Consider the following 19,370-nt stretch of genomic DNA (forward strand, 5'->3'; position numbering starts at 1 on the left):
TCCGCCCGAGCCGACTAAAAGTTACTGCATAAACTCAGCTTTGCGCTGGGCGCCCCTTGCTTCTGACACATTTCTCAAATTAAGTCCGCGCGCACGTGGGAAATTGGAGCGCGAGATAAATTCATGAATATTAATGCAAAATCTCTTCTCTTGGGCGCATCTCTGGCACTGGTGGCGAGCGCGGCAACCGCTCAGGAAAACACCCGGCCATATTTGAGCCTTGATGCAGCTGGCAAAGGCGTCAGCGCTTGTGTGGCTATGGCCAAAGAGAACGGTTGGAACATGTCCATCGTCATCATCGATCGCGGTGAAGATGTGGTGGCGTCTGCGCGCATGGATCAGGCCCTGCCTGCCAGCTACAAAGGCGCAACGCTGAAAGCAAACACCTCTCTGTCCTGGGGCATGCCAACAGAGCAGGTCAATGAGGTTCTGGAGAACGCACCGGTCTACAAGCAGTTCCCGGGCATTCTGGGCATCGCAGGTGGTTTGCCGGTCATCAAAGGTGAAAATGCACTCGTCGGCGCAGTCGGCGTGGCAGGCAGCTCCATGGAAAACGACGCAGCCTGCGCAAAAGCAGCTGTTGAGGCCATGCGCTGATCTCAGCCAGCCTATAAAGTTTCACAAAGCCAGTTCCGCCCAAACGGAGCTGGCTTTGTTGTATCCGCTGAAAAGATCAGAGCCACATCTGCGTGTGGTCCTGGCTCGGCAGTTCAGTCGCCGCTCCGCCTTTAATCTCAGCATACCATTCAGAAACCTGCAGGAAGACAGGGAACAGCTGCTTCAGGTGGCCGACCTCGATCTCGTCATCCGGAATGCGAACCTCGCCATAAGCCGTGGACTGGCCCACATCAATGCCAAACGCCAGATTGTAGCCCGCCACATCCAGCGTATTGCTGTTCTGCAGCAGCTCGCTCAGCACATGCACATCTGTCGGCAGATCGTTGAACAGGATGCGCAGCACGCAGGTTTCGCTCACCTGATCAAATCCAAAAACCAGAGAAAAGTTCTGGTTGATCTCAAGAACGAGTTCACCGTCCAGATCGTCCTCCAGCATTGGGCTCAGATCAATGCTCTCCAGAAACTCATTGGCAGCTGATTGAAAGTTCGACACGGGCGCTCCTTTAGGCGTGATAATTGATCTGAACCCTGTCTAGCAGAGACAATCCATCCACTTGCGTGCCAAAGGACACAACACGCCCTCCTGCTTTCCATATGCTTGGTCTCAACAAAGCGCATCAAGCGCCACAAAACAACGATTTTAAGGGACGAGATATGGGAATCGCGACAGGAGCTTCACCGACAATTTCACCGGCAACCACTCAAGCTATTGATATCAATGCTGTAAATCAAAGCACGACAGCGGCTGCCGAAAACACCTCCACAAGCACGTCAGAAGTGCGCAGCGGCAATGGCACCCTCTACAAAATTGTGGCTTTTGTCAGAGAAAAAGTCTCCAGCTCCTCCCACAACAGCCTGGCCGCACGCGTGAACACACCGTCGGAAGGCCGTGAGACCCAGAGTGTCCTGACCCGTATCAAAGCATTCTTCACCAGTAGCGCACGCACCACTCAGACTGAGGCCACACCGGCTCAAACGGGCGCCACAAAGTCTCTGGTGAACAACAAGGTTGCTGAGTTCAAAGCAAGCAACAACGGACTGGACACCACAGTAGATAACATCAAGCAACGCGCTGAAACCCACGTAAGAACAGCTGCAAATGATGCTATTGGAGAGTTGAGTGGAGCAGGGTTGAGCACCCATAAGATCATGTTTAAAGCCGCAGCGCGCGGAGGTGTCGAGCAGGCGTTCGATCGCCTGCAAGCGAAGATTGATGAAAACCCAGAGGACATCAAAGGCATCGCCAAGGCGTCTAAGGCGCTGAACAAAGATATTCAGAAAGGAGTTGTCGAAGCTTACAAGCTGGCAGCAACTACAGAAGGAACAACAGTCTCTAAAAGTGATATCAAGGCGGTGAAGAAAGAGTTTCAGCAGCTTTTATCAGCCCACATCACCCAGTCTTTGAATAAGGCTGAGGCCAACTGGCAGACCACGACTGAGACGGTGAAGCTTGATGCAGCAACGCAGAAGGAGCTGGGAGCTACTGGCACAGGCGAACTGCCGGAACTGTCCTTCACTGCGACCACAACGCCTGCTGCAAAACTGGAGGTGCTGAAGGATGGCTACCAGACCAGCGATGTAAACGGCATCAGCTCCACGGCGATTTCGGAGACTGATCACGCCGTCAACCTCTGGGTCAGCGAGCTGAAAGGTGAGACCACCAAATATGCTGCCGTCCGCCATGGCGTGAACTTCCCGTTTGGTGTCAAAAACAATCCGGAACTGACAACTAAAGGTGCGGATAACCGCACACGTGAAGTCATCACAGCAGCTGCTTCCACAAAGGCTTCAGATATCGCTCAATGGCGTACTGATCATCCAAACGGAGAACCGTTCCCACTGAAGATCGTCTCCACCTCATTGCTCACAGCTGCATCTAAGGCAAAGACCTACGAGACCGGACAGCAGGAAGCATGGGGCCGTGCACAGAATGAGCCGCAGACCATCACCGTTGACCTGCCGGACGTGGGGCCTACCGAAGTCAAAGTGGCCGTAGACGTCCTGCCATTCAGCATGGGCGTCAACGGCTTTGCCAAGCTAGGCATGTTCTCTGGCACCATCGGCAAGCATCTGGGAGATCGTCTCACCGGCTGGAAATGGGCAGACAACCACAACCAGCCGCTCATCGGAAAACTGGATGAAATGGTCGATCAGGCGAAAGCCGATGCACAGGCGGTAGGCGATACAGGTAAAGTGGCCCGCCTTGAGAACTACAGCACCCAACTGCATGAAGCGATCAACGACGGCAAACAGCGCCGCTCCGCAGGCAATGCCTACGGTGTCGCCGTTCTGGTGAACCTGATTGCCAACGAAGCCGGTGCCGTGCCAGCGATCAACTGCATGTCCGGTAAAGACCGCACCGGTTATCTGGATGCCGCAGTTAAAGCCCGCCTCATGGAAGTGGAGAGCCTGAATGCAGGGCGCACTGAAAAAACAGAGGTGCCGCAGATCTACGGTCAGCGCACCGAAGCCCAGAACGCCATGCTGAGCCTGTCTTCCGAGGTCATGGGCGGCAAGACCGTACAAAAAGCATGTACTGGCGTGGCTGGCTATAAAGTCGGTGAAGGCGGGATGTTCAAAGTCCAGGCCAACCTGGACAACGTACTGGACTCCAAAAGCCTGCTGGGCCTCTCCGCAGCTGTCAAAGCCTGATCAGTCCAACAAGGCAAAACCGAAACACCACCAAGAGCGGCCAATGCGCCGCTCTTTTATTTGGCACAGCGGAACCTTATCCAAGAAGAAGGAGAGCATGCCTTCCATGCCTTGGAGCCCCAAATCCCCACCGCAAGGCCCTGCGACAATCTGTTATTATACCTTAGCGGTATGGACACTCGGCGATTTCACTAAAACATCACTACGGGTTTTTGCATAACACTTTGATATGCATCAGTAATACGTAGGTGGGGAGGGTGATATAATGCAGGAAACCCTAGGAAGACCCTTGGTAAAACTATGATTGATTAAAATTTCAATCAATATATATAGTGATCGCTATGGAAATGGAAAAAGCCCCCCGCGGCAGACCCCGTCGGTTGGATAAAGAAAAAATACTGGAGATCGCGAGCAACCTGTTTTGGCAACAGGGCTATGAGGCGACTTCGATAAATGAGCTAGTCACTGCAATGGGTATCACACCACCAAGTCTGTATGCAGCCTATTCCTCCAAGGAGGAACTGTATCTGGCTGCCATCGACAGATATTCCGCCAGCTATGGTCGGCAAATGCTGTCTGGCCTTGCGCTTCATTCCTGCGTTTACGAGGCACTTCGCACCGTTCTTTACGAATGCGTGGAGGTTTTTGTCGGCGGAGACCATCCTTCTGGTTGTATGATTTCTACCGGATTGGTCGAAAGTTCTAATGCTCAAGGCGCATTGGCGCGCAAATTGGCGGATCTGCGCCAGCAGACCATCCAGATCATCGCAGACAAGTTCAAGTCCTGCGAAACCCAGTTTGTCGAAGGAACTGACCTTCAAGCCCTTGCCAGCTTCTTTGGCGCCACAATTCAGGGCATGGCTGTTCAGGCAAGAGACGTTAACTGCCCGACAGAACTGCATAAAATCGCAGATCACAGTTTGAGTGTCCTGCAGGCCTGTCGTCGTTTCTGACCATAATTCGGGCTCTAAAATTACGTTTTAAGGCGTGGTTTCGTAATAAAATTACATGATCACGTCTTTTTTATTTTGTAATATTACGCAAACTAAAGAATGTGATTTACATAATATCTCCGAGTATCGCGAATGATTGTGTTAAGGGTGTTTCTCATGCACTCGTGAGTTTGTTGTTCTTAGCCCTTGGTCTCTTATTCTTTTGGTTAGGTTATCCACCGCCAAAGGGAGGCAGACGATGGAAGCAGAGACCATTACCTTCAACGAGACTTTCCCGCATTCCATGCAAGAAGCCCTCAGAGCGTCCCTTAAAGTCTTCTGGCGCTTGGGAGTGCACCGTACATCAATAGACGACGTCTGCCGGGAATCCGGCGTGTCCTATAACTTCCTGCGTAATAACTTTGAGAGCAAAGAGCATCTCTATCGCACAGCAGTAATGTGGTACCTGGACCAGTACGGACGCCAGCTGCTTTCAGAGTTCGCGTTGCATTCCAACCCGACAGAGGCTTTGCGTGGTGCGCTTTATGAATGTATCGGCCTGTTCTGCAACAAGCAGTGTGAGCACGCCAAGCTGCTGTCCTACGCACTGGCAGCAGTGAACAACAGCGATAGGATCCTCATCTCGGAGCTACTGGCGCTGAGGCGTAAGGTATATGCCACCATTCTGTGCAAACTGAATGGCAGCAAACGCCACCTGAAGGACACTGCAGACATCCCCGTGTTGGCACGCTTTTATATTACCACGCTCAGAGGCCTCGCCAGTCAGGCAGCTGACGGTATCCCAAGTGATGAACTGTACCGTGTGGCAGATCTTAGTCTTGAACTTCTGGAGGCCTATCGAAAATGAGTATCGATAGCCAATCCCGATCATAGGGCCTGATGGAAATGAACTTCTGTCAGGCCCTTTTCTTTGCCCTTTTGGGTGCCGTAAATTCGGAACGTGCCTTTCAACTTTTCACCTCCCACAGGTTGCAGTTTTCAAAACGCCGTTTTTAAGGGCAGGGCGGATAAAGCCAATCTGGGCGGGATTGATAGCGACGCTTTATTCTGGTCACGCAAAAGCCCAGATTTCATTTGTAACAAACCGGAAAATCGCTGCGACAAAACTTCGAAATCTCGCCACAATTGATAGCAGCAGACGTTAGGTCATACTCCTTTAGCAGAATAAAGAATCGATAAAATCAAGCGTAATAATATAACATGACAACACTTGATTACATCAGTTTTCCTCAAAATCAAAAGATCCTGCAGTCCTTTGTTAAGCATTCGTTTCGTTCGCTTGAGGGTAAGTTGCTGCCTACGTAAAAGGGCCTATCATTGAATACTCGTTCAATAAAGAACGGGAGATTTACAATGCAATCCGAGACAGTTGACACTGATCGACCGATACCGATCAGTCTCACGAAAACCTTTGAAGCCTCCATCCATGAGTTCTCAAATTTTGGGGTGGAAGCCACGTCGCTGGAGCAGATCAGCACCGCGACGGGGGTGCCAACAGAACGTTTATCAAAAACCTTTCATGACACAGCCAACCTGTTCTCAAATGTGGTCAAATGGTATCTGACCAGATATGAGCACCAGATCCTTTCTGGCTTTGCCATGCATTCCAATCCTGTCGAAGCCATTCGCATCGTCCTTTACGAGTGCATTGAACTGTTCTGCGAAGATGACTGCCCTCATGGCAGCCTCCTTTCTGTAGAACTGATGGAGATCACGGATACCGATGGTGTGATCGCCAAAGAGATGGCACATCTTCGGGATCAGGTTCACACACGTATTTTTCAAAAGCTGGAAAGCTGCAAAAGGCGCTTCACCTCTCGCTTCGATGCAAAGGAACTTGCCGACTTCTATACGGAGGTAATGGTTCTCATCATCAAGCAGGCTTGTGATGGTGTGGATCGAACAGCACTTTACAATCTCGCAGACGCCAGCCTGGAAAGACTGGAGAACCAACCTGTCGTTCACTGAAACTCTCACAGGTTTGAACGGTGAAAGGTGGACTGGACGCCCCTCAGGAACAGCCCACCTTAAAAGCGAAGCAAAGCCGTACCGGCCCCCACTTCTCAAGCAGCCGTCTGATCGTAATTTTCTCAATTTATTCTGATTTCCTGCAGAGCACCTTAAGCGTAAATTTCCTAGCATTAATAATCGGTTGTTCTTTGCCTTATGAAAGGTACTATGTGGATATGCTTATGAAGGATGACTTGCACGTGGAAACAATATCTCCAGACATCGAGGCCATGCTTGAAGCCTCGGTCAAAATGTTTTGGAAGCGCGGCTACGAGTCCACTTCCTTAGATGATGTGGTAGACGCCATGGGCGTCCCAAAAGAATTTGTAGAAGGGGCCTTTTCCAACAAGGAAGAACTCTACACCGCAGCCACCAGATGGTACCTGCACAATTACGGCCGTCGTCTGCTGTCCGGCTTCGCCATGCACTCCAACTGCGTCGATGCCATCCGCGTTGCGCTCTACGAATGTGTGGACGTGCTCTGCGACAAAGACGAGTCTGACGGATGCTTGTTGTCCTCTGGCCTTTTGGAGATTTCTACTCAGGACAGCATCCTGGCGCGAGAAATAACGGAACTGCGCACCACTATGGTGGGGGCGATCACCCATAAGCTCACCAATTGCAAAGACAGCCTGAAGCCAGACACCGATATCGAAACGCTCGCCCGTTTCTACGCCGCCACCCTGCAAGGCCTCGCCAGCCAATGTAAGGACGGCGCTACCAAAGAACAGCTCTACCGCGTCGTCGACATGAGCATGAAGGTGCTGGACTGCTACCGCATAAACTAAAACAGCGTGCCTATGCTCACCCTATAGGTGCTGCTGAGAACAAAATGAGAACATATTGCTATTTGCGGGCAGGAGGATGCTTGGTAGTGCCTCTACGCCCCGCTACAAGTATGCGTGAACCTGCGTAGCCTGAAAACCTCATCGCCGAGGTCGAACGACTGTTTGTCAACGCCTCCTGCAAAGCCACGAAACAAGACTAAGCACAAAGTTTAATAAGCTAGCCAAGCCCTGTCGCTGGGCTGAGAAAGACCACACCCATTCACATAATCCATTGTTTTAAATGATGAAAACAGAAGGTGGGTACTTGTCGAAACCTTGCCTGACATGGAACGTCAACCACTGGCGTTTAGCGGAAGGTTTTATTCCTTTACAGAACGTGAAAAGGATTGGTGCAGTAAGCGCGATGTCTTTGCAATGTTGTTTTCCATGTGATTAGAACAGCGTTGAGGAGCACCTCTGAGACCATATACTCGGCGCCATGAAATCGTGCGATAAGATAGTGGACGGTAAGGTAACCCCCGAAATTGAAAACCTGTTCGATCAATGTGTGAAGGTCTTTCTGCTTAAGGGGTACGAAACAAGCACCTTGGAAGAAATTGCCGAGGCCGGCGGCTGCACGCCTGAATGCATCAAAGAACATTTCTCCACCAAAGAAGAGCTGACCGCAGCAGCTATGCGCTGGTACTACATCAAGTACAGCCGTCAAATGCGCGCCGAAATGGCCATGCATCAGGACATTTATTCCGCCATGGAGGCTGTCCTGTTCGCCTTTATCGAAATCAGCTGTGATCAGGTCCACGCCAATAAAGGCCTCTTTGTGCGCACCTTCATTGATATTGCCTATGTCGATGATGTGGTGAAGAAGTCCTTTGAGGATCTGCAGGATGATTGGGAAGTGCAGGTTCTTGATAAATTCAATCAATGTAAGGACGAACTCAAAGATCCGTCTGAAGTTGAGGCGCTCGCGCACTACTTTCTGACGGTCATTGAAGGTCTGTATGAGTTGATCAAATATGGCACGCCATGTGAGCTCATGTACAAAGTTGCGATCATGAGCCTGGATACGCTGGAAGTGCGTATGAAACATGGTCAGCCCAAGAAAAAGAAGGGCTCCAAAAAGAAGGCTAAGTAAGTCCGCAAGCCAGTAGTGCTGGTTTGAAACGGATAATGAGAATGACCTTGAGTATGGTTGGGAGGCCTTGGGATTTAAAGAAAGTACAGTGTACTTAGTGTGAGAGCGCGTCGAAATATGGATGCCGAAAAACTATCGCCGGAAGTCGAGAACATCTTTGATACCTGTGTTCGGGTTTTTCTGCTGAAAGGCTATGAAACGTCGACCATGGAAGACATCGCCGAGGCGTGCTCTATTTCTCCAGAGGCCCTCAAAGGCTACTATGCAACCAAGCATGATTTAACATTCGCAGCTTTACGCTGGTACTACCTCAAATTCAGTCGCCATGTCCGCGATGAGATGGCCATGCATTCTGATTTATATGCTGCCATGGAGGCCGTCCTTTTTGCGTTCATTGAAATCTGCAGTGATCAGATACATGCAAACAAGGGCCTATTTCTCAGAACGTTCGTCGATATTTCCTATGTCGATGATGAGGTGAAAAAAGAATTCGAGGCCCTGGAAGCCGACTGGCAGGGCCAGATGCTCAATAAGTTCAGACAGTGCCAATCAGAGCTCAAAAATCCGGAGGATGTCGAAATCCTTGCGTACTATGTTCGTACAGTGATTGAGGGGTTCTACGAGATGGTGAAGTTTAACACCCCGGACGAAGTCATGTACCAACTCGCTCGTGTAAGCTTGGAAGTGCTTGAATCTCGTATGAAGACTGCACCGCCTCCGGAGCAAAAAAGGTTCTTCGACAGAACTTGAATGGCAACAGAATGCATCCGTCCGTTCTTAGGTCGTGCCAGCGCAGCTGAGAGACGAAGCACTGGTTTCCAGAAGATGAACTAAATCCACCAAGACGCGAACCGGGTCTTCTTCACTCGTTTCCCATAGTGGGAGATCGAGATTGCTGGCTTTCACCCACAACGTATACTGCTCTCATGTCCTCTTTAGATCCCATACACGATGGTGAATTGTCACCTGAACTCGAAACTGCACTGGATTCCTGCGTAAAGGTCTTCATGTTGCAGGGCTTCCAGCACGCCACGCTGGAAGATCTCGCCATCGCAAGCGGGACGTCACGAGACTTCATCGAAGGCCACTTCGCCACCAAGGAGCAGTTCTGCGCCGCGGCCCTTCGCTGGTACTTCGCCAAGTTCTACCGCCAGCTCAGATCCGTCCTTGCGCTTCATTCTGAGATCTACCCGGCGGTGGAGGCGGTGCTCTACGAGTTCATCGAGCTCTCCCGGGAGCAATACGTTGCTGGCACGGCCATGCGCTTCCATACCCTCATGGATATCGCTGGGCTCGACCCTGATCTTTCCGAAGAACTGCGCAAGATGAAGCTCGAAGGTCTGGAGCACTTCATCTACAAGTTCTCTGAATGCGAGAAAGAGCTGATCAACCCTGGTGAAGCAAAGGCACTGGCCCAGTATTTCGCCACCATCTTTGAAGGCATCTCCATCATGGTGCAGCATGGCATGTCTCACGATGATCTCTACAAGATGGCCAACTTCAGCATGGAAGTGCTCGCCAATCACCTCAAGAAGGGCAGCAACTACTAAACAGCGTATTCCCGAAAAGTGGTTCCGGTTTTCGGATAAGAATACGCCAAGCTCTAAAAAGCCTCAAAGCAATCATAGTTGCGCTGACGATGGATCAGGCCATCCTTAAAGTCCATGCAAACCGTAGAGTGAGACCGCATTGTATCACCCGGTGACAGTGTCCCGATGGCGATGGCAAGCTCTCCCTCCCAGATGAACTCCAGCACAACACGGTCATCTGAGGCCAGTTCATTGGAAACCCTATAGCTTTGCTTGCGTAAGATGCCTTTGGAGCGGGAGAAATCGGCGACCAGCTGATCCACGGTCCGATGATCACCTTTCGGCTTCAGTTGATTGGGCAGCTCGGTCTGTTCCGCATCTTCCGTGTAGAAACCTTTCAGAGCATCAAAATCAAATTCTTCCAGTGCCTTTAAAAATCTCTTCGCGCTAATCAGGTTCTCGTTTGCAGACATATCGCAGATCTCCTATATTAGAACATCGTTCTAGCAGGTAATAGAACGATGTTCTAGTCAGAATAGAATGGTGCTCTAGTGGCCAGCGAAAACAATCGATATCAATCCATTCTGGATGCAGCCTTGGAGCTGTTTCTCAAGCAGGGCTATGCAAACACGTCTATTGCGCAAATCCGCAGTAAAAGCGGCGCCACGACAGGCAGCATCTACCACTTCTTCAAAGGCAAGCCGGATATAGCCGTGGCCCTGTGGGATCAGGCGGTGGCTGGCTGGACCAGAGAGACACGCAACACCCCGCAAAGCCCAAGTGCTGAAGACACCATCAAGGCCTCCGTCAACGGTCTGCTGCGCTGGGGAAGCGCCAATCCCGATCTGTTCCGCCTGTTTGAGGAGCTTAAGGTCAAAGCCCAGTCAGAAGAAGACTTCGCTCCCATCAAGCAGCAGATGGAAAAGGTCCATATGCAGGGAGAGGCCCTCTACGCCACATGGCAGGTACTGGGTGCGGTAAAGCCAATCTCCTGGTCCGTCGCATCTGCGCTCATTGTAGGCCCAGCCTATACGCTGCTCAGCACAGAGCGTGTTGTCTCCGATAAAGACAGAGAGTTTCTCGTCAACATGGCGTGGGAAGCGGTGAAGAAGTAAGGGCAGGGACTAGAACGAGCCCAGCACCTTGATGATTTGCTCGCGGGTGTTTGGCGTAAAGTGCAGCGCCCGCCATCCCATATCCAGCGCGGACATGATGTTCTCTTCCCGATCATCAATCAGCAGCATCCGGTGCGCCGGAACATCCAGCTCCCCCGTAATGTGCATGAAAAACTCCGCGCTGGGCTTGGCAACGCCCATGCGCCCGGAGGAGAACACCGTCTCCACGCGGTCCCTGTACCCCATCTGCTCTTCGATATAACGGGTCCGCCGCGCACCATTGTTGGTGGCAATCACCTGCCGCACATGTGTTTTGGAGAGCTTGCGCATCAAGGCCAGCAGATCAAAATCCGGGTGAGCGTCTTTTTCGAACCAGTAAAGCAAAAACGCATCCAGATCGCCCGTGTACGCCGCTTTCTTTGCCCAACGGCCCAGCAAGTCGCGCAGGTCCAGACGCCCCACCAGAACCTCATCAAAGTCCTCGGTAAACATCTCCTTGGCAAAGGCGTTCCACGAAATGCCCATGTCCTCTTCGAACTGCTGCATCCAGATAAAGCGGTCATTGACTATATTGCGGTTGAGCACCCCGTCAAAATCCCAGGCGATGACATCGATATCCTGCAACATGGATGGCCCTCAAGCTTAAAACCGTATGCTATGAAACCCCAGAACCGGCACCTCTTGCAAGCCGAAGCACTCAGGGGGACGCAGCAAAACCCACGGCGCGTTTCAAGAAATCGTCAACTCACGAATTTTTTGCGCCTGCTTTCTTGACAATTTGAGCGTTACCCGTGATCTGTCTGTGCAAAGAGAACAAGTCTAGAACGCCAAAGTTTATCGAGTACGCCAAGCATGTCTAAGCCAGAAAAACCACAAAGGTTTGCCTCCGCATGTCCTCACGATTGCCCATCCACATGCGCAGTCGAGGTTGAAGTACATGCAGACGGACGCATTGGCCGTATTCATGGCACGCGCGACAACGACTACACCGCTGGCGTCATCTGCGCGAAAGTCGCCCGATACTCCGAGCGCTTGCACCATCCCGACCGCCTGACCAAGCCGTTACGCCGCACAGGCCCCAAAGGCTCCGGACAGTTCGAGGAAATCAGCTGGGAAGAGGCGCTCCAGGACATCTCAGAGAAGTTCCTGGAAGCGGAAAAGAAACACGGCCCGCAAACCGTCTGGCCTTATTTCTTCGCCGGCACCATGGGCCTTGTTCAGCGTGACAGCATCAATCGCCTGCGCAATGCCAAAAGCTATTCCGGCATGTACCAGACCTTCTGCACCAATATGGCGTGGACAGGCTACATCGCAGGCACCGGCAAGCTCGCTGGGCCGGACCCGCGCGAAATGGCACTTGCTGATACAGTTGTTATCTGGGGCACCAATCCGGTGGCGACGCAGGTCAACGTCATGACCCACGCCATCAAGGCGCGCAAAACCCGTAAAGCCAAGATCGTTGTTATCGACGTCTACAAGACAGAGACCATGAAACAGGCAGACATCGGCCTCGTCCTGAAACCGGGCTCCGACGCTGCGCTCGCCTGTGCCGTCATGCATGTCCTGTTCCGTGATGGCTATGCCGACCGCGCCTACATGGAAAAATACGCCGACGCACCTGCAGAGCTGGAAGAGCACCTGAAGACCCGCAGTCCTGAATGGGCCAGCGAGATCACAGGCCTCACCGTGGAGCAGATCGAAGAATTTGCCAAACTGGTCGGCGAAACCAAAAAGACCTACTTCCGCCTGGGCTACGGTTTCACCCGTCAGCGCAACGGCGTTGTCTCCATGCACGCGGCCAGCTGTATCGCCGTCGTGGGTGGGCACTACCAATACGAAGGCGGCGGAGCGTTTCACAACAATGGCGCCATCTTCGGCCTCAACATGGCGATGGTCGAAGCCCATTCGCTGCACGACAGCTCTATCCGCAAGCTCGACATGTCTCAGGTTGGCCGTATCCTGACAGGGGACAAGGAAGCGCTTATGGATGGCCCTCCGGTCACCGCCATGCTCATTCAAAACACCAATCCGGTGTCAGTGGCGCCGGAACAGACCCTCGTGAAAGAAGGCTTCGCCCGCGAAGACCTCTTCACCGTGGTTCATGAGCAGTTCATGACCGAAACCGCCATGATGGCCGATATCGTCCTGCCAGCAACCCAGTTTCTGGAACATGACGACATCTACAAAGGCGGCGGACACCAGAACATCCTGTTTGGTCCAAAACTGGTCGACGCTCCGGGCGACGCCAAACCGAACCTTTATGTGCTGAACGAACTCATCGAACGCCTCGGCGGAGAAGAGCACGAAGCCCATAAGATGACCTCTCGCGAGCACATCGACTGGATGTTGAAAAACTCCAAGTATCCGGGCGGTCTACAAGAGCTGGAAGAAAAGCGCTGGCTTGATTGTCAGCCAGACTTTGAGGAAGCGCACTACATCAATGGTTTCGGCTATGAAGACGGCAAGTTCCGCTTCAAACCGGACTGGGCCAAAGTGCCTGCACCAAACAACGGTCCAATGGGCCCATGGCAAAACATGCCGGCCCTGCCGGACCATTGGGATGTCAACGAGCTGCCGACACAGGATCATCCACTCCGGTTGGTCACATCGCCGTCACGCTCGTTCCTGAACTCCACGTTCAACCAGACCCCAAGCTCTGTAAAGAAGGAAGGTCGTCCAACAGCTATGCTGCACGCGCAAGACGCTGCTGCGCTGGGCGTGGAGGAGGGCGACAAGATCATCCTCTCCAACCACCGTGGTGAGGTTATCCTGCACGCTGCTGTCGGTGATCGTCCGCAAAAGGGCACAGTGGTCGCAGAAGGTATCTGGCCAAATGCGGCACATGAAGGTGGAAACGGTATCAACACGCTCACCAGCGCCGACCAAACCGCCCCCTTCGGCGGCGCTGCCTTCCACGACATCCATATCGCGGTACGCAAAGCGTAAGGCAGTTCTCCTTGGCATATTGGGAGCGGTGATCCCGTTCCTTTAATATGTGAGAGTGATGTTTTCCTCAGTTCACAAATTTTGAACGCATATGTGAACGAAAAAGAGCCCTCATAGTATTAAGCGACACTCCGAACTTCATCAGGTGACCTAAGGTATTTTTAATTAAAGGGTTCCGATTGAGTTTTATGACTCAGCGTTAGTCTGATGTAGTGAAGGGTGTTAGGATGAGTGGATTAAGTATAAGTGGTTCAAGTAACTTTCACGGTGCTGTCGAAAATCTTGTAAATCGGGCCCGTGTTGAGCATGCGACCCAGTTAAATGTAGATACGGATGATCTGATCGTTTCTTTTGGTCGTCGGGAAGGGGATCCGAAGACTGGGGAACGGATCTATTCTGTTCAGGTTGACCTGCCACAGCATAAGCGTGGGCTTGGAGACAATCTCAAATCTGCTGCAAACGCTCTGTCACACGGTCAGTTTGCCAACGTGAAACAATCCCTGTCAGAAGCGTCGAGAAGTATCGGTCACTTCTTAGGACGAACCCAAAGCTCTCCGGAACAGGCGAAAGACAACTGGGCGCCGTTCATGGAGCTGGCAGAGCAGACGATCGCTCAGACAATAAAGCAGGCATCCACCAAGGCTGAACCTGTCGTTGACCTCAAAGCAATGATGGCCGGTATTAAGGCCAGCGTGTTTGAAGGGATCGAGTATAATGAGCATGATGGATCTCATCGCAAACTAGCTGACGTTGCCAAGGTTGATATCCGCAGCCTGAAAGCTCTGGACGCTGCTGTCTCAGGCGCTCAGGGGCGCATTTTGGGCTACGCGAGCAGCACCCGAACCGCTGAGGTCTCGGGTCCTGAAGTGCAACAAACGCCTCTTTACGATACCCCACGTCTGCCGGCACAGCCTCTATACGATACCCCGCGTATACCGGCGCAGCCTTTGTATGATACCCCACGCCCACAACCGCATCACTACGATACTCCGCGGGTATACGAACATCTGGAGCCAAAGACGACTGCGGCCCCAACATACGACGAGGTGCACACCGGCACCGTCTTACAGAATGTGGAAGCGAAAAGCTTGGGTGAGAACACAGAAAGCTACTCCGCACGGCGTACAGTGGAAATCACGAACCGCAACTTTGGAACCAACTTCCAAAGCCTGGATGAGCTGAATAAATTCATGGAAGGGAAGGACGTCTACATCGACGGCTACATGGCTCAGCTGCAGACGACAGGAGAGTTCAAAACCTTCGAGTCATATTTCGCTCAGTTCAACAGGCCAGCCCCTCAGGCATCTCAGCAGGTAACGCCACCAGCAGAGTCCAATGTCATCTATGCTGATCTGGAAACCGCACCTGACGAAGATGCTATCGAGCAGACAGACGTTCAGACCGAGCGCAGCGTAAAGGACCAGTCCAAAATGGTGAAACTCGAAGATTTGGTTCTACAAGAGGGTGAAGTTCTGATCTGACGTTTTGACTGCGGTAGCGTGGTACCAACTCCGCTTTGAACGCAGAAAAAGCGCAAATCGCGCAAACGAACGCACATAGCAACGCAAACGAAAAAAGGCCGCAGACACAAGCGTCTGCGGCCTTTTGTTTGTCTCTTTAAAAAGAGCTTTATCCTATTAATAAATAAGGCTTTCTTCCGTTTGCTCTGTGCCGTCAATCTTCACGCGGAAGCCGTCTACGGACGCTTTGCCGCTTGCAACCGCCTCCAGAGCCTTCGGATAGATCTGATGCTCAACCGCCAGCACACGCGCCGCTAAAGTATCCGGGTTATCCCCGTCCAGAACGGGGACAGCGCCTTGCGCGATGATCGGGCCCACATCCATCTCAGCGGTAACAAAGTGCACCGTCGCTCCATGAATGCGTACCCCCTCGGTCAACGCTCGCTCATGAGTGTGCAGACCCGGAAAGCTCGGCAGCAGAGCAGGGTGGATGTTGATCATCCGTCCTTGCCACTGGTTCACGAACCAAGGCGTCAGCAAACGCAAAAAGCCAGCCAGAACAAGCAGCTCTACATTGTGTTGTTCCAGCATGGCGTGCAGATCACGCTCAAACGCCTCACGGTCCTTGCCGTAAAGCTTGTGATCCAGCGCGAACGTCGCAAAGCCCTCGTTAGCAGCGCGTTCCAGACCTTTCGCGTCAGGTCGGTTGGAGCCAACCACGACGATTTCCGCCGGATAATCAGGGGCTTTTGCGGCCTCAATAAGAGACAGCATGTTGGAGCCACGCCCTGAAATCAAAACACCAACGCGTTTCTTAGGCTGCGTGCTCATTTGGCAAAACCCAGCGCACCGTCAAACACAACCTGCTCAGTCCCGTCCTGCGCTGCTTCCAGCGTTCCGAGGGTCACAACAGTTTCACCTTCACGCTCAAGCACTTCGCGAACAGCATCCGCTTTGTCAGCTGCAACCGCAACCACCATGCCAACACCGCAGTTGAACGTGCGCAGCATCTCAAACTGCTCAATACCACCAGCATCAGCCAGCCAGCCGAAGACAGCAGGAGAGGAAATTGCAGAAAGATCGATCCGGGCAGCCAGCCCTTCTGGCAGAACGCGCGGCAGGTTCTCAGGAAGGCCGCCGCCTGTTATGTGCGCCAGAGCTTTAACGCCATTGGTTTCTTTAATAGCTGCCAGCAGCGGCTTTACATAAATACGGGTCGGCTCCATCAGCGCTTCGCCAAGGGTTTTATCCGCATCAAACGGCGCTTTATCAGCCCACGTAAGGCCAGAAACCTCAACGATCTTGCGAACCAGAGAGAAACCGTTGGAGTGAACACCGGAAGAGGCCAGACCAAGCAGAACGTCACCTTCGCCAATATCCTTGGATGGCAGCAGCGTACCGCGCTCAGCCGCACCAACCGCAAAACCGGCCAGATCGTAGTCACCAGCCGCATACATGCCCGGCATTTCAGCTGTTTCACCACCAATCAGCGCAGCTCCGGAGATCTTGCAGCCCTCTGCAATCCCCGCAACAACATCGGTCGCCATGTCCACGTCCAGCGCGCCAGTGGCGAAATAGTCAAGGAAGAACAGCGGCTCAGCGCCTTGCACTACAAGGTCGTTTACGCACATGGCAACCAGATCAATCCCCACGCCACTATGAACATTGGTGTCGATCGCAATTTTCAGCTTGGTGCCCACGCCATCATTGGCCGCCACAAGAACAGGGTCTTTAAATCCGGCGCCTTTCAGATCAAACAGGCCGCCAAAGCCGCCAATATCACTGTCAGCACCCGGACGACGCGTTGCTTTTACCAATGGGCTGATACGCTTGACCAGTGCGTTCCCGGCGTCGATATCGACCCCCGCTTGTGAATAGGTAAGGCCGTTTTTGCCGTTCTGGTCCTGGCTCATGGATACTGCTCCGCATCATCAAGAGTGTGGCGGCGGGGCCGCCTATGTAATTTGGCGGCATAAAAACAAAACTGCAGGGAATTGCAAGGCCGAAACAGAGAGGAATCGCAGCTGGTATCTCAGAAAAACGCAGATCTGTGCAGAACCAGCTAAGCTTTTGCAAATAAATGACGCTTTGAAAATCTCTTCATTTGAGGGAAAGATTTTCACCCCTATGAAGGTTCCCTCCAAATCACGCTGGCAAAATGGTGGAGTAGCTACTCTGGCAAACCTGATGCTGCGACTTGACGTAATAAGTCTATCGAAACTACAACCAACGTAAATTTTAAAGATGAGTTTGCGAGCAACCGCACCGCCGAAGATCCGGCTGGCCGCCGGGCTCCCTGCCTCCACCTGGAGATCGTTTATGAGTGTAAACAAGCAGTTGTTCTTCTGGTTGCTGTCCTTAGCAGCCTTCATTCTGTTTCTGACTGTCTTTCAGGGCATCCTGCTGCCGTTTGTCGCCGGCATGGCACTGGCCTATCTCCTCGATCCGATCGCCGATTATCTGGAAACCCACGGCTTCGGACGCATCTGGGCCACGGTCACCATCCTGCTCATCTTCCTCATCGTCTTCGTCGCAGCCCTGCTGATCCTCCTGCCAATTCTCGGCAAACAGCTGATCGCGTTTCTGGACTACCTGCCAGAACTGGCCGCAAACCTGGAAACCTTGCTCCGCGAAGGCCTCGGCCCGCAGCTGGACCGTCTCGCCAACCTGTCAGGGCAGGGCCAGAAGATCGACTGGGGCGCTTTCGTTGGCCAGGCAGCCAACTTTGTCGGCGGCTTACTCTCTTCCATCTGGAGCGGCGGTCAGGCCCTCATCTCCATCATCGGTCTGGCAGTCGTCACACCTGTGGTCGCCTTCTACCTGCTGCTCGACTGGGACAACATGATCGAGCGCATCGACAGCTGGCTCCCACGCGACTACCAGCAAACCATCCGCACCCTCGCGCGTGATATGGATTCCGTGGTCGCTGGCTTCGTGCGCGGACAGGTCCTTATGTGCCTGATCCTCGGAACGTTCTACGCCGTTGGCCTGCTCATCGTCGGCCTGAAATTCGGTCTGCTGATCGGTCTCACCGCCGGCCTCATCAGCTTCATTCCATATGTGGGCGCGATCGTCGGTTTCGGCCTCTCAATCGGTGTCGCTCTGGTCCAGTTCTGGCCTGATCCATTCATGATCGGTGCTGTACTTGCCGTTTTTGTTGTCGGTCAGTTCCTCGAAGGAAACGTCCTTCAGCCCAAACTTTTGGGTGGAAGTGTCGGTCTTCACCCTGTCTGGCTCATGTTTGCACTGTTCGCTTTTGGTTCTCTGATGGGATTTGTGGGGATGTTGATAGCAATTCCAGCCGCAGCAGTGGTTGGGGTACTAGCAAGATTTGCTCTCAGGCAATATCTTGCAAGTTCGCTTTATGCAGGTCACTACAAAAATACCAATAAGACGGAAGGACTGGAATGACAGGATCGACAGGGCCACAACAATTGCCTTTGGTCTTGCCCCATGAGGAGGCATTGGGGGTTGATGATTATCTGGTTTCAACGTCAAATCAGGCTGCATTCAATCTGGTTACCAACTGGCCGGAATGGCCATCTCCAATCGTCACCCTGCAAGGGCCGATTGGTTCGGGTAAAACACATCTGGTCAACGCCTGGCAGGAGCTCAGCGGCGCACAGATTGTCGGCGGCGATGAACTGGAATACCTCGACCTGACAGCACTGGCAGAAGCCGGTCCGGTTGCGGTGGAAGATCTGCACGCAGGCTTTGATGAAGCATCCCTGTTTCACCTGTTCAACGCGGTGCGTCTGACAGGCGGCAACATGCTGATGACCACCCGTGAGTGGCCACACACGTTCGACTTGAAAACAAAGGATCTTGCGTCCCGTTTTCGCGCAGCAACGCCTGTACAGGTCGAAGAACCGGATGACATGCTGCTCGCAATGGTCATGACCAAACATTTTTCAGATCGTCAGGTAACTGTTGACTCCAGTGTGATAGATTACCTCGTGATACGAATTGAACGGTCACTGGATGCTGCGCGCAATGTTGTAGACATGCTGGACAGGCACGCACTGGCGACGGGTCGGAAGATTTCTCGCGTTATGGCCTCCAAAATCTTGGAGAGTATGGGCGAGTAGCCACCTGGCTTTATTTTCCCGTCAAAAATGTGTGGTCTAAATGACCAGAATCATACAATTGCCAGCGCAATCGCCAGAT

At 52.6% G+C, this 19,370-nt stretch carries 20 protein-coding genes; 15 read left to right on the top strand and 5 right to left on the bottom strand.

Going from position 1 to position 19,370, the window contains the following annotated elements:
• Positions 1–123: 123 nt before the first annotated feature.
• Complete coding sequence (locus tag AC3CB2_RS04145; RefSeq protein ID WP_041768472.1) at positions 124–597, top strand: GlcG/HbpS family heme-binding protein; 474 nt, start codon at positions 124–126, stop codon at positions 595–597.
• Positions 598–673: 76 nt separating this feature from the next.
• Here the strand turns inward: AC3CB2_RS04145 and AC3CB2_RS04150 are convergent, their stop codons facing one another.
• Positions 674–1,111 carry a hypothetical protein gene (locus AC3CB2_RS04150; RefSeq protein ID WP_014285347.1) on the bottom strand — a complete coding sequence of 146 codons (438 nt, stop codon included), beginning with the start codon at positions 1,109–1,111 and terminating at the stop codon, positions 674–676.
• A gap of 161 nt (positions 1,112–1,272) precedes the next feature.
• On the opposite strand from AC3CB2_RS04150, the gene AC3CB2_RS04155 reads away from it, so the two are divergent.
• The 8 genes from AC3CB2_RS04155 to AC3CB2_RS04190 all read left to right on the top strand — a co-directional run bounded on the left by AC3CB2_RS04155 (position 1,273) and on the right by AC3CB2_RS04190 (position 9,703).
• Positions 1,273–3,270 carry an inositol phosphate phosphatase SopB gene (locus AC3CB2_RS04155; protein WP_352930679.1) on the top strand — a complete coding sequence of 666 codons (1,998 nt, stop codon included), beginning with the start codon at positions 1,273–1,275 and terminating at the stop codon, positions 3,268–3,270.
• Between the two features lie 380 nt (positions 3,271–3,650).
• Positions 3,651–4,223, top strand: a complete 573-nt coding sequence (locus tag AC3CB2_RS04160; protein ID WP_008551788.1) for a TetR/AcrR family transcriptional regulator — start codon at positions 3,651–3,653, stop codon at positions 4,221–4,223.
• A 238-nt stretch (positions 4,224–4,461) separates the two neighbouring features.
• Entirely contained in the window at positions 4,462–5,070 is a 609-nt protein-coding gene (locus tag AC3CB2_RS04165; protein WP_352930677.1) for a TetR/AcrR family transcriptional regulator, read from the top strand.
• Positions 5,071–5,576: 506 nt separating this feature from the next.
• Complete coding sequence (locus AC3CB2_RS04170) at positions 5,577–6,191, top strand: TetR/AcrR family transcriptional regulator (RefSeq protein ID WP_352930675.1); 615 nt, start codon at positions 5,577–5,579, stop codon at positions 6,189–6,191.
• Between the two features lie 224 nt (positions 6,192–6,415).
• The gene (locus AC3CB2_RS04175) at positions 6,416–7,021 is read left to right on the top strand and encodes a TetR/AcrR family transcriptional regulator (protein ID WP_352930673.1); all 606 of its coding nucleotides are present in this window, start codon (positions 6,416–6,418) and stop codon (positions 7,019–7,021) included.
• A gap of 499 nt (positions 7,022–7,520) precedes the next feature.
• Entirely contained in the window at positions 7,521–8,153 is a 633-nt protein-coding gene (locus AC3CB2_RS04180; protein ID WP_008551892.1) for a TetR/AcrR family transcriptional regulator, read from the top strand.
• A 117-nt stretch (positions 8,154–8,270) separates the two neighbouring features.
• A complete protein-coding gene (locus AC3CB2_RS04185) occupies positions 8,271–8,903 on the top strand; it encodes a TetR/AcrR family transcriptional regulator (RefSeq protein WP_014285353.1) in 633 nt (210 codons plus the stop codon).
• 209 nt (positions 8,904–9,112) lie between these two features.
• Positions 9,113–9,703 (top strand): TetR/AcrR family transcriptional regulator, encoded by a 591-nt coding sequence (locus AC3CB2_RS04190; protein ID WP_037037926.1) that lies wholly within the window; start codon positions 9,113–9,115, stop codon positions 9,701–9,703.
• Positions 9,704–9,756: 53 nt separating this feature from the next.
• Here AC3CB2_RS04190 and AC3CB2_RS04195 read toward each other — a convergent pair whose 3' ends face one another.
• Positions 9,757–10,155, bottom strand: a complete 399-nt coding sequence (locus AC3CB2_RS04195; protein WP_352930670.1) for a nuclear transport factor 2 family protein — start codon at positions 10,153–10,155, stop codon at positions 9,757–9,759.
• Between the two features lie 78 nt (positions 10,156–10,233).
• Here AC3CB2_RS04195 and AC3CB2_RS04200 point away from each other — a divergent pair, with 78 nt between their 5' ends.
• Positions 10,234–10,797: a TetR/AcrR family transcriptional regulator gene (locus AC3CB2_RS04200; RefSeq protein ID WP_008551902.1), complete on the top strand. Its 564-nt coding sequence runs from the start codon at positions 10,234–10,236 to the stop codon at positions 10,795–10,797.
• Positions 10,798–10,806: 9 nt separating this feature from the next.
• Here the strand turns inward: AC3CB2_RS04200 and AC3CB2_RS04205 are convergent, their stop codons facing one another.
• Complete coding sequence (locus tag AC3CB2_RS04205) at positions 10,807–11,424, bottom strand: HAD family hydrolase (RefSeq protein WP_352930668.1); 618 nt, start codon at positions 11,422–11,424, stop codon at positions 10,807–10,809.
• A 225-nt stretch (positions 11,425–11,649) separates the two neighbouring features.
• On the opposite strand from AC3CB2_RS04205, the gene AC3CB2_RS04210 reads away from it, so the two are divergent.
• Both AC3CB2_RS04210 and AC3CB2_RS04215 read left to right on the top strand, forming a co-directional pair.
• Positions 11,650–13,743: a molybdopterin-containing oxidoreductase family protein gene (locus tag AC3CB2_RS04210; RefSeq protein WP_352930667.1), complete on the top strand. Its 2,094-nt coding sequence runs from the start codon at positions 11,650–11,652 to the stop codon at positions 13,741–13,743.
• A 227-nt stretch (positions 13,744–13,970) separates the two neighbouring features.
• Positions 13,971–15,224: a hypothetical protein gene (locus AC3CB2_RS04215; RefSeq protein WP_352930665.1), complete on the top strand. Its 1,254-nt coding sequence runs from the start codon at positions 13,971–13,973 to the stop codon at positions 15,222–15,224.
• Between the two features lie 156 nt (positions 15,225–15,380).
• Here the strand turns inward: AC3CB2_RS04215 and purN are convergent, their stop codons facing one another.
• Positions 15,381–16,034: a phosphoribosylglycinamide formyltransferase gene (purN, locus tag AC3CB2_RS04220; RefSeq protein WP_352930663.1), complete on the bottom strand. Its 654-nt coding sequence runs from the start codon at positions 16,032–16,034 to the stop codon at positions 15,381–15,383.
• Complete coding sequence (purM, locus tag AC3CB2_RS04225; protein ID WP_352930661.1) at positions 16,031–17,116, bottom strand: phosphoribosylformylglycinamidine cyclo-ligase; 1,086 nt, start codon at positions 17,114–17,116, stop codon at positions 16,031–16,033. The genes purN and purM overlap by 4 nt, the downstream gene beginning before the upstream one ends.
• Here purM and AC3CB2_RS04230 point away from each other — a divergent pair.
• The 3 genes from AC3CB2_RS04230 to AC3CB2_RS04240 all read left to right on the top strand — a co-directional run bounded on the left by AC3CB2_RS04230 (position 17,115) and on the right by AC3CB2_RS04240 (position 19,291).
• The gene (locus AC3CB2_RS04230; protein WP_352930659.1) at positions 17,115–17,438 is read left to right on the top strand and encodes a hypothetical protein; all 324 of its coding nucleotides are present in this window, start codon (positions 17,115–17,117) and stop codon (positions 17,436–17,438) included. The two genes, purM and AC3CB2_RS04230, sit on opposite strands and share 2 nt — an antisense overlap.
• An 84-nt stretch (positions 17,439–17,522) precedes the next feature.
• Positions 17,523–18,614 carry an AI-2E family transporter gene (locus AC3CB2_RS04235; protein ID WP_008551950.1) on the top strand — a complete coding sequence of 364 codons (1,092 nt, stop codon included), beginning with the start codon at positions 17,523–17,525 and terminating at the stop codon, positions 18,612–18,614.
• Positions 18,611–19,291 (top strand): P-loop NTPase family protein, encoded by a 681-nt coding sequence (locus AC3CB2_RS04240; RefSeq protein WP_008551821.1) that lies wholly within the window; start codon positions 18,611–18,613, stop codon positions 19,289–19,291. Before AC3CB2_RS04235 ends, AC3CB2_RS04240 begins: the two co-directional genes overlap by 4 nt.
• The last annotated feature ends 79 nt before the right edge of the window (positions 19,292–19,370 follow it).

Source organism: Pseudovibrio sp. SCP20, from assembly GCF_057774105.1.

What these genes read in the sequence shown, in the direction of transcription:
- purN (WP_352930663.1), bottom strand. Translation starts at nt 16,034, where the DNA reads ATGAGCACGCAGCCTAAGAAACGCGTTGGTGTTTTGATTTCAGGGCGT.
- AC3CB2_RS04215 (WP_352930665.1), top strand. Translation starts at nt 13,971, where the DNA reads ATGAGTGGATTAAGTATAAGTGGTTCAAGTAACTTTCACGGTGCTGTC.
- AC3CB2_RS04170 (WP_352930675.1), top strand. Translation starts at nt 5,577, where the DNA reads ATGCAATCCGAGACAGTTGACACTGATCGACCGATACCGATCAGTCTC.
- AC3CB2_RS04145 (WP_041768472.1), top strand. Translation starts at nt 124, where the DNA reads ATGAATATTAATGCAAAATCTCTTCTCTTGGGCGCATCTCTGGCACTG.
- AC3CB2_RS04155 (WP_352930679.1), top strand. Translation starts at nt 1,273, where the DNA reads ATGGGAATCGCGACAGGAGCTTCACCGACAATTTCACCGGCAACCACT.
- purM (WP_352930661.1), bottom strand. Translation starts at nt 17,116, where the DNA reads ATGAGCCAGGACCAGAACGGCAAAAACGGCCTTACCTATTCACAAGCG.
- AC3CB2_RS04195 (WP_352930670.1), bottom strand. Translation starts at nt 10,155, where the DNA reads ATGTCTGCAAACGAGAACCTGATTAGCGCGAAGAGATTTTTAAAGGCA.
- AC3CB2_RS04165 (WP_352930677.1), top strand. Translation starts at nt 4,462, where the DNA reads ATGGAAGCAGAGACCATTACCTTCAACGAGACTTTCCCGCATTCCATG.
- AC3CB2_RS04235 (WP_008551950.1), top strand. Translation starts at nt 17,523, where the DNA reads ATGAGTGTAAACAAGCAGTTGTTCTTCTGGTTGCTGTCCTTAGCAGCC.
- AC3CB2_RS04175 (WP_352930673.1), top strand. Translation starts at nt 6,416, where the DNA reads ATGAAGGATGACTTGCACGTGGAAACAATATCTCCAGACATCGAGGCC.
- AC3CB2_RS04205 (WP_352930668.1), bottom strand. Translation starts at nt 11,424, where the DNA reads ATGTTGCAGGATATCGATGTCATCGCCTGGGATTTTGACGGGGTGCTC.
- AC3CB2_RS04240 (WP_008551821.1), top strand. Translation starts at nt 18,611, where the DNA reads ATGACAGGATCGACAGGGCCACAACAATTGCCTTTGGTCTTGCCCCAT.
- AC3CB2_RS04185 (WP_014285353.1), top strand. Translation starts at nt 8,271, where the DNA reads ATGGATGCCGAAAAACTATCGCCGGAAGTCGAGAACATCTTTGATACC.
- AC3CB2_RS04210 (WP_352930667.1), top strand. Translation starts at nt 11,650, where the DNA reads ATGTCTAAGCCAGAAAAACCACAAAGGTTTGCCTCCGCATGTCCTCAC.
- AC3CB2_RS04230 (WP_352930659.1), top strand. Translation starts at nt 17,115, where the DNA reads ATGGATACTGCTCCGCATCATCAAGAGTGTGGCGGCGGGGCCGCCTAT.